Here is an 8,956-nt window from a genome sequence, read left to right as displayed (position 1 = left end):
TGCCGATCTTCCGCACCGAGCAGATCGCTCCGCTCAGCCTCAGCACCGCCGACCTGATCGCGCTGCCCGACCTGCGCGCGTACGGCGACCTCGCGGTGACGGGCGACCCGGACGTGCACGAGGTAGCCGATGCGGCGGCCGCGGCGTCCGAAAGCGGTCTGGACGTGCCGGAGGTGACCCACCTGCCGCGCGGGGTCAGCGGCGAGCCGGCCTACCAGGTGGGCGGCAAGGTGAGCGCCACCTTCACCTTCTCGGCCGACCGCGCCGCCCGGGCCGCCGCGCAGGCGGGCGCGGTCCTGCCGCCTCCGCCACCCGGCCTGGACGGCAGCTCGGTGCGGCTGGTGGCCGGGCCCGGCGTGGTCCAGCTCTGGAAGTCCTCCGCGGGAGTGCCCGCCCTGGTGGTGGGTCGTGCCGTCGCGCCCTCGGCGTTCTCCTCCGGCGTCCGGTTCGAGGTGATGCGCGACTACCTGCTGTCGCTGCCCGGGCTGCCTGACAAGGTCGCCGAGCAGCTGCGCACCTTCACCGCGGACGGCTCCACGCTGCCGCTGCCGGTGCCCGCCGATCAGGTCGCCACGTCCTCGGTGCAGGTGGACGGCAGGCCGGCCACCATGCTGAAGACCCGGGATCGGACGCTGGCGGCCGTGGTGTGGGTGGCCGACGGCGCGGTGACCGTGGTGGCCGGTTCGCTGGACGCCGACGAGGTGTTGTCGATCGCCCGGGACCTGCGGTGACGGCCGCCGATTCCGCCACCGTGGGCCACGATGCCGCACAGCGCGAGGCGGCGAGCCTGATCGCCGGCCTGCCACGGACACCCGCCGTCTGGTGCTCGGGCCTGCGCAAGCGGTACGGCAAGCGGCACGCCGTCGAGGACGTGTCCCTGGAGGTGGCCCGCGGCGACGTGGTCGGGCTGCTCGGCCCGAACGGGGCGGGCAAGACCTCGGTGATCAAGATGCTGCTGGGCCTGGTCCGCCCGGATGCCGGAGAGGTGATGCTGCTCGGGCGGCCGGCCACCGATCCGGCCGCGCGGGCCCGGGTCGGGTACCTGCCCGAGCTGTTCCGGTACCAGCCGTGGCTGAGCGCGGCCGAGGTGCTGGCCCTGCACGTCAGGCTGTCCGGGATCGAGGTGCCCGCGCGCGAGCAGCGGGAGTGCCTGGCGCTGGTAGGCCTGGCAGAACGTGCCGGTGACCGGGTGGGCGGCTTCTCCAAGGGGATGCAGCAGCGACTGGGGCTGGCGGTCGCCCTGGTGGCGGGGCCGGAGCTGGTCGTGCTGGACGAGCCGACCAGCGCGCTGGACCCGCTCGGCCGGGTGGACGTGCGCGACATCGTGCTGGCATGCAAGTCCCGGGGCGTCGCGGTGCTGCTCAATTCGCACCTGATCGGGGAGGTCGAGCGGGTCTGCGACCGGGTGGTCATTCTCGATCAGGGACGGGTCGCCGCATCGGGCACGCTGGCCGAGCTGCTCGGCCAGCGCGAGCTGCGGCTGCACCTGAGCGACGTACCCGCGCAGGCGCGGGCGCGGCTGGCCGCGGTCGGGAAGGTCGAGCAGGCCGGCGACTGGTACACCGTGGCCTTGCCTGCCGACGACGGTGCGACGGCCATCCCCGACCTGGTGCGGGACCTGGCTGCCCTGGGGGCCCGGGTGCACGCGGTGGAGCCGGCGAGGATCACCCTGGAGGAGCGGCTGCTCGGCATCCTGCGAGCGGGCTCGGCCGCCCGGTCGGGAGAGCAGCGGTGACGAGGACTACGACGACCGAAACGGCTGCGACGACCAGGACGGCTGCGACGGCTGCGACGGCCAGGACGGCTGCGACGGTGCTCACCATCGCCGCGCTCACCCTGCGCGAAGCGGCCCGCCGGCGGGTGCTGCTCGCCCTCGCGGTGCTGACCGTCGTGCTGCTGGCACTGAGCGGCTGGGGGTTCTCCCGCCTGGCGGCGGAGTCGGGCGGCAGCGCGCTCACCAGCGGCGAGGCCCGGCTGACGGCCTCCATCCTGCTCAACCTGGTGATGTTCGGCTTCAGCCTGATCGCGGCGCTGGGCACCGCCTTCCTTGCCGGCCCCACGCTGGCGGGCGAGACGGAGTCGGGTATCGCGCTGGCGGTGCTCGCCCGGCCGATCCGCCGGTCCGCCTTCCTGCTGGGCAAGTGGCTGGGCCTGGTGGCCTTCGGCAGCGGCTTCGTCGTGCTCGCGGGCCTGGCCCAGTGCCTGGTCGTCCGGGCCACGGTCGACTACTGGCCACCGCAGCCGGCGGTCGCCCTCGCGCTGCTGGCGGCCCAGACGATCGTGCTGCTCACCCTCGCCGTGCTGCTGTCGACAGCGATCTCGCCGATGGCGTCGGGCGTGGTCGCGGTGGGCCTGTTCGGCACGACCTGGGTGGCCGGTGTGGTGGGCGGCGTGGGCGCGTCCCTCGGCAACGACTCCGTCGAGCGGGTCGGCGACGTGTCCCGGATGCTGCTGCCCACCGACGGCCTGTGGCGCGGGGCGATGCACGCCTTCCAGGACCCGTCGGCGCTGTTCCAGTTCGGCGGCGAGGGAGGCGAAGCCTTCCCGTTCCTGAGCGTGGCGCCGCCGACGGCCGCCTACCTGGTGTGGGCCGCGGTGTGGGTGGCGATGGTGTGGGGATTGGCGGCGGCGTCCTTCCTGCGCAAGGACCTGTGACGCCAGCACGGGGTCAGGCGCTGTTGCCCTGGCGGGTACGGCGAAGCGCCAGTCCTTGCCTCGCAATCTCATCCGGTGTAGAACCGAGCGCACGCGCGGTTCTTCGCCCTGGCAGCGGGTAGCGAGCCGGCGCCTCCTCCGGGGAGTACGCATGCTCACTCGCGCAGCCAGATTCAGTGCCTTGCTCGTGTCGATCGTTACGGCGTTAGCACTCGGACTAGCGGCACCCGCGAGTGCCGCGAGTACTGGCGGCGCAGTCGCGGGTCAAGTGAACGAGTGCCACCTTGACGGTGACTGGACGGTATGCAATGTCGGCCAGATCTCCGAGATTGACGTGAAGACCGCGAGCGGCCGACATGTGCACATCTACAACCTCAAGGTCGTCAGGACGATCACTTACGCAGACGGCTCGGTTCAGGTCGACGTGTGGGATTCGCATTACAACTGGCACGCGACCTTCGACGATCTGCTGCTGCTCTATCACAACAGGTTTGATCACGTAGTGACGTTCTCGTCCGGTGTGACGTGTACGAGTATCGAGAGAACACAGATCGTGGGGCTCGTAGTGAAGTTCGAGGACAGACAGTTCTCCTGTGTCTTTCCCGGCTAGGACGCTGCCAGGCCCTTGATCGAGCCCAGCTTGAACGCCACCGTTCCGGGCCCGTAGATCTCAAGCCTCTCATGCAGGTGCCGGGGGATCTCCGGCGTGTCCGATGTGTAGAGGATCTGCATCCCACTGGCGTAATCCGCCGGCCCCCAGCCATGAAGCGTTATGCCGGCAGCCCTGAACTCGGGCGACAACGCCGCGATCAGGTTGCGTAGGTGTTCGATCTCCGTCGCGCTCAAGGCCGCGGCCTCGAAGGCGATCGACACTCCGGCAGGAGCGAGCGCCACGTACTTCTGAAGATCGAAATCACCGGGCGCCGATGACTTGCGGTAAACCAGCAAACGAGCGTTCCGCCCGTCCACGACACTGACGGTGTAGGCAGGATCGTTTGCCCCGACTTCCTGTGCCCGGGTGGCTACCTGACTAATCACTTCTTCCAGCGCCCAGTCGATGTTCGCCCCCGGTTCGGCAGCGTTTTCCTCCACGATTGCCTCCTTTACTGGGGATTGGGTCGGCGTCGGCTCGCCCGGAGCGCGTACTGCCGTCACAAGCTACCCCGCACCGAGGGCGTCGCCTCGTCACCGGCGTCGCCGTTCGGGTCTGACCCAGTACATCCGGCGCGCGGCGATAAGGTTTCCCCTGGCAGAAGCGGCCGCACGGGGGAGCCAGATGAGCGTTCTGGAAGACGTCACCACTCCTCAGGTCATCATCGACCGGGACGTGCTCGACCGGAACATCACCCGCATGGCGGCGAGCGTCGCAGGGAAGGGTTTGCGGCTGCGGCCGCATGCCAAGACGCACAAGGTGCTCCAGATCGCCGACCGGCAACTGGCAGCCGGTGCGGTCGGCCTCACGGTGGCCACGATCGGTGAGGCGGAGGTATTCGCCGACCATGGGGTGGAGGACCTGTTCATCGCCTACCCGCTGTGGATTACCCGGCCGCAGGCGGAGCGGTTGCGCCGGCTCAGCGCCAGGGCACGAGTGTCCGTCGGGGTCGACTCGGTGGAAGGCGCCACGACCATGGGCGCTGCCTTGAACGGCGCCGCCGGGCAGATCGCTGTACTCGTGGAGATAGACAGCGGGCATCATCGCAGCGGTGCTTCTCCGGACCTGGCGGTGGAGGTGGCGCGGGCCGCGGACCGGGCGGGGCTCCGGGTCGGCGGGGTCTTCACCTTCCCGGGTCACAGTTATGCGCCCGGGATGCCGCAGCAGGCGGTCGAACAAGAACAGGCAGCGCTCGCTGAGGCAACGGAGCTCTTGACAGCCGCCGGCTACGACGCGAGCCGACGCAGTGGCGGCTCGACCCCGACAGCGACACTGACCGGGCCATCGGTGGCTACCGAGGTGCGTCCCGGTGTCTACGTGTTCGGCGACGCGCAACAACTGGAGCTGGAGCGATGCGGGTGGGATGACATCGCCCTGAGCGTTGCCGCCACAGTCATCAGCCGTCACGACACGGGCCGCGGCTCCCCCCGGCGCGTCGTACTCGACTCCGGCAGCAAGGTGCTCGGCAGTGATCGGCCCGCCTGGGCCACCGGTCACGGCCGCGTGATCGACCACCCGGAAGCGCGGATCACCGCGTTGTCGGAGCACCACGCCACCGTTGTCTGGCCTGAGGAAAGCCCGCTACCGGTTCTCGGGGAGCGACTGCGGGTGATCCCCAACCACGTGTGCATAACGATGAACCTCGTCGACGAGGTCGCCGTCGTCAGCGGGGGACAGATCGTTGACCGGTGGGCCGTGGCAGCTCGCGGCAAGAATTACTAGCGTGCCGCACGCCAATTACTAGCGTGCCGCACGCCAATTACTGGCGTGCCGCACGCGGCCCAACTCGGACTAGCCGTACCGCTGGTCCGAGTTTTCGGGAACCTTCTGACACCATGCGTGCATGAGCGCGGTCACGGCGGAGCAGCTGAACGGGCTGCGCGGGCGGCTGAGGTCCTTCTGCTATCAGATGCTGGGTTCGCCGTTCGACGCCGAGGATGCCGTGCAAGACGTCCTGGAGCGGGCCTGGCGGGCCCGCGCGCAGTACGACGAGGCCCGGTCCAGCCTGACCACCTGGTGCTTCCGGATCGCCCGCAACGTCTGCATCGACCGGCTCCGCGAGACCGGGCGAAGGCCGCTGCCGCGGGATCTGCAGGGGCCGGGGATCGACATCGGCGGCCCCCTCGTGCCGGCGCTGGACGTGCCATGGCTGATGCCCGCGCCGGCTGGCTGGTCCGGCGGCTCGGTCGTGGAGGAGGCCGCGGAGCGCTCGTACGAGCTCCGGTTCGCGGTGACCGCGCTGTTGCAGTACTTGCCCCCGACCCAGCGCGGCGCCTTCACACTGCGCGAGGTACTCGGCTTCTCCGCCGCGGAAACCGCGGCCGTGCTCGACACCACCGTGCCCGCGATCAACTCCGCCCTCCAGCGCGCGCGGGCCACCCTGCGCGGCGGCGCGCGCCAGGCCGGGGTCGTCGACCCCCACCGCGTCGAGCGGTACGCCGCCGCGATCGAGGGCGGCGAGGTGCACACGCTGGTCTCCCTGGTGGCAGCGGATGTGGTCCTGGAGATGCCGCCGGTGCCGGCGTGGTCGCGTGGCGTGGAGCAGTACCGCGACTTCATGGCGCACCTGTTCGCCCTGCGCGGCACCGACTGGGCGACCCGCCGGGTGGAGGTCGGCGGGGAGCCCGGCCTTCTGCTGTACATCGTCGAGGGCGGCCGCCGCGTCCCGCACACGGTGCAACTGTTCACGGCGGATGAAAGCGGAGCCATCGACCACGTGCTGGTCTACCGCGACGACCGGCTGTTCGCGCTGTTCGAGCAGCAATTCCCGCCGCCGCGATGAGCTTCGGGCCGCTGGTCCGTTGAGGACGGTGACCACTGTCGTCTCTGGAAGGAGCGCCCCCATGGGACGCCTCATCGTCATCTCGTTCACCACCCTCGACGGCGTCGTCGAGGACCCCGACGGCTCGGACGGGACGCCGTTCGGCGGCTGGGCCATGCGGCACGGCCCGGAGGGCGTCGCCGGCGACAAGTTCCGTCTCGGGCCGATCCTCGAGCACGGCACGCTGCTGTTCGGGCGCCGTACCTGGGACCACTTCAAGACCCTGTGGCCCCGGCGCGACAACCCGTTCGCCCAAGCGATGAATGCCGCTACCAAGGCCGTCGTCACCCACCGGCCCGTGGACGAGACCGAGTGGGCGCACTCCCGCGCGATGACGCCCCGCTGGTCCAGTGGGTGCGACGCGAGGTCGCCACCACCGACATCGTGGTGATCGGCAGCATGTCGGTGGTGGCCGAGCTGGCAGAGCAGGAGCTCGTGCAGGAGTACCGGCTGCTGCTGTTCCCGACCGTCCTGGGTGCCGGTATCGGATTGTTCCGGGGTCACCACGAGTTGACGCTGGTCTCCACCGAACACGTCGGACCTGGGGTCCTGGCCGTGCTCACGCCACAGCGGCCTGGTGTGTCCGCCGAACCGTCCGAGCAGGTTTCTCCTTGACGCAGCACGGTGGTTGCGTTGACAGACCTTCGGGCAGCGAGTAAGTAACTGCTCTACGCGGTGCGCACGCCGCGCAAGGTGGTAGGCGCAATCTGACGGACTTGCGCGTACAAGGTGGCCCTCGCGAGGTACCGCAGCCTGAAAGGCGAGCGAATGGTCGTGACGATCTGCTCCCTCCCAGGTATAGACGGCGCCACGGACACATCCGCGGACAAGGGCCAAGACGTGCGTTCCTCTCGTAATGAGCGGCCACACGTGAGGGATGGCGCGAAGTCGGGGACCGGCCATGCCCGACTTCGGTAGCACCGTGGCCAGATCGACACAGCCCGAGAGCTTTGGAGCCGATCCATGGGCAGCGTAGACCCTTTACGATTCAGGCAAGAGATGTTCGAGGACAGGCTGAAGTCGCAGCTGCATGGCCCAGACCGGTATGAGACAACCGCGTACCTGGTCCTCGCATCTCTCCTGCGCCGAGAGCAGCCGGACTTGAACGAGGAACAGATCGCAAGCCATGTTGAGGAATGGCGGACCGCACTCGATACGCACCGGAAGTCCGCGAAGGGTCGTCAGATAGGGATGGGAGACGCTGCCGCGCAGCTGGCGTTCGCCTGGGGCGGGGCAGTGGCGCAGTCGGTGCACCCCGAGATCGCCGGCCCTGTCATGACAGCGGTCGCCGAGACCTACCGCATCTTGTGGGGGTCCCGAGTGCCTCAGCAGGTGGCTGCCCTGGATGCCGTACAGAGCCGCGCCGTTGACCGAGAACTCATGTATGCGTGGCACAGAGGATTCGCAGACCGCATCAGCGATGTGGCGAAGAGTGTCCTCGAGGACCCTGTGATGGGCCGCTTCTTCGATAATGAATACGGTGCGCGATTCAACCTGAGTTCAAGAGACTCCAGCCAGACCTTGGTCGAGAATCATCCGGACTTGGTGATCAAGAACCGGCTCAGCGCGCTCCTGACGATAACCGGTGGTTTAGAAGCCAATGACAAGCAGATCAAGGCGATGCTGGGCCACTTGCGAACGAGTATGGACACGGTATCAGCCGCGGTCGGTGCGACCGTTGCCGATATAGCAGGAATCAATGACGCCCTGGTTGGGCTGGGGCACGACATGTCATCGGTCGATTACAAGGCCTCTCTACTCCTGCAAGGTCAGATCGTTCTCCTCACTATGGCGGGGCGTGAGGCGGACGAGAAAGTGAAGCAAGCCGAAAGAGAAGCCCGTCAGGCCACTATTCGCGACGCGCACGCAGCTGCGGGAATGCTGGGCAGCATTCTAGGTGTGCTTACCGAGGATCCACATCTCGGTAAGCAGGTGTCGGCAGTCGCGGACTTCGCGGTCGAGCTAGCAGCAGTTGCTGACAGCGTGCTCAATCCCCTTGAAAAGGCGACCACGACGCTGGCAGCAATGGGTAGCGGCCTGTTGACCGGCAATGTGGTCGGTGCCGCGATAGGACTGGTCACGGCCTTCATCGACATGGGTCCGTCCACCGATGAACTAGTGCTGGCCAAGCTCGGCGAGCTCCAGCAGCAGGTCGCTGCCTTGGGCAAGCAGATGGACCATCAATTCCGACAGGTGGACCGTCGACTTACGAAGATCTATGAGAGCCTGGCTGACCAGCTCGGACGCCTGCGAGTGGAGGTCGGCCGCGTCCAGCGAGATCTGCAATCCGTCCACGACGATATTGTCGAGACGTCCTTCCAATTGAATGATGTCAAGGTCGAATTGCTGGCAGCCTTGCAAGGCGAGGCAGGCGCTGCTTTGCGCCAGACGGTTTCTGGAATCGTCGACTGGCCCTATGTGGAGACCCCGCGCCCTCCGGAGGACTATCGTTCGGCCGAGCAATCGTTGTACTCCCATGCGGTGGATAGATCGGCTACGGAACTGTGGCTAGGCACTGTTGCGGGGGGAGATGAAGGCGACGCCGAGGGCCTGGCGCGCGTCCTGGAAAGCTTTGACCCGTACTATCACTTCGCCTACGTGCTCGCCGTTCTTGCCTCGCGGGGCATCGTAATCAGCTGTAGCAAGCCGTTGAACCTGGGGCTGTGGTCTTTCGCGGCGACGGCGTACGGCGACCTCGAATACAGTGACCCGCAGGTCGCGCGCACCGTGCGGCCCAGCCGGCATGACGAAGTTGCCGAAGCAGCAGAGCAAGTGAAGCGCGCGATCACCGCTCTTGCGCCGTATCACCTCGATTACAAGCCTGTCCT

General features: G+C 68.0%; 10 protein-coding genes. 9 read left to right on the top strand and 1 reads right to left on the bottom strand.

What is annotated here, in order from left to right:
• The 4 genes from VF542_RS17980 to VF542_RS17965 form a co-directional block, all read left to right on the top strand.
• Positions 1-731, top strand: a 731-nt coding sequence (locus VF542_RS17980; protein ID WP_408653071.1) for a hypothetical protein, incomplete at its 5' end; no start/stop codon positions are given.
• On the top strand, positions 728-1,735 hold the full coding sequence (locus VF542_RS17975; protein ID WP_408653070.1) for an ABC transporter ATP-binding protein: 1,008 nt from the start codon (positions 728-730) through the stop codon (positions 1,733-1,735). The genes VF542_RS17980 and VF542_RS17975, both read left to right, overlap by 4 nt.
• A 77-nt stretch (positions 1,736-1,812) precedes the next feature.
• Positions 1,813-2,655 carry an ABC transporter permease gene (locus VF542_RS17970; protein ID WP_408653073.1) on the top strand — a complete coding sequence of 281 codons (843 nt, stop codon included), beginning with the start codon at positions 1,813-1,815 and terminating at the stop codon, positions 2,653-2,655.
• Positions 2,656-2,806: 151 nt separating this feature from the next.
• Positions 2,807-3,265 carry a hypothetical protein gene (locus tag VF542_RS17965; protein WP_408653069.1) on the top strand — a complete coding sequence of 153 codons (459 nt, stop codon included), beginning with the start codon at positions 2,807-2,809 and terminating at the stop codon, positions 3,263-3,265.
• On the opposite strand, the gene VF542_RS17960 is transcribed toward VF542_RS17965, so the two are convergent.
• On the bottom strand, positions 3,262-3,747 hold the full coding sequence (locus VF542_RS17960) for a hypothetical protein (RefSeq protein ID WP_408653068.1): 486 nt from the start codon (positions 3,745-3,747) through the stop codon (positions 3,262-3,264). The two genes, VF542_RS17965 and VF542_RS17960, sit on opposite strands and share 4 nt — an antisense overlap.
• 184 nt (positions 3,748-3,931) lie before the next feature.
• Between VF542_RS17960 and VF542_RS17955 the strand changes: the two genes are divergently transcribed.
• From VF542_RS17955 to VF542_RS17935, 5 genes are all read left to right on the top strand, one after another.
• Positions 3,932-5,029 carry a D-TA family PLP-dependent enzyme gene (locus VF542_RS17955; protein ID WP_408653072.1) on the top strand — a complete coding sequence of 366 codons (1,098 nt, stop codon included), beginning with the start codon at positions 3,932-3,934 and terminating at the stop codon, positions 5,027-5,029.
• Between the two features lie 121 nt (positions 5,030-5,150).
• Entirely contained in the window at positions 5,151-6,089 is a 939-nt protein-coding gene (locus VF542_RS17950) for an RNA polymerase subunit sigma-70 (RefSeq protein WP_408653067.1), read from the top strand.
• A 61-nt stretch (positions 6,090-6,150) separates the two neighbouring features.
• Complete coding sequence (locus tag VF542_RS17945; protein ID WP_408653066.1) at positions 6,151-6,519, top strand: hypothetical protein; 369 nt, start codon at positions 6,151-6,153, stop codon at positions 6,517-6,519.
• Entirely contained in the window at positions 6,483-6,743 is a 261-nt protein-coding gene (locus tag VF542_RS17940) for a dihydrofolate reductase family protein (RefSeq protein ID WP_408653065.1), read from the top strand. The genes VF542_RS17945 and VF542_RS17940 overlap by 37 nt, the downstream gene beginning before the upstream one ends.
• 486 nt (positions 6,744-7,229) lie before the next feature.
• Positions 7,230-8,956 (top strand): hypothetical protein (locus tag VF542_RS17935; RefSeq protein WP_408653064.1); only part of this gene is annotated, 1,727 nt, incomplete at its 3' end.

Source organism: Jatrophihabitans sp. (assembly GCF_036389215.1).
Taxonomy (GTDB): Bacteria; Actinomycetota; Actinomycetes; order Mycobacteriales; family Jatrophihabitantaceae; genus Jatrophihabitans_A.
The sequence above is the reverse complement of the archived record's forward strand: the minus strand, read 5'-3'. Positions and strand labels throughout refer to the sequence as shown.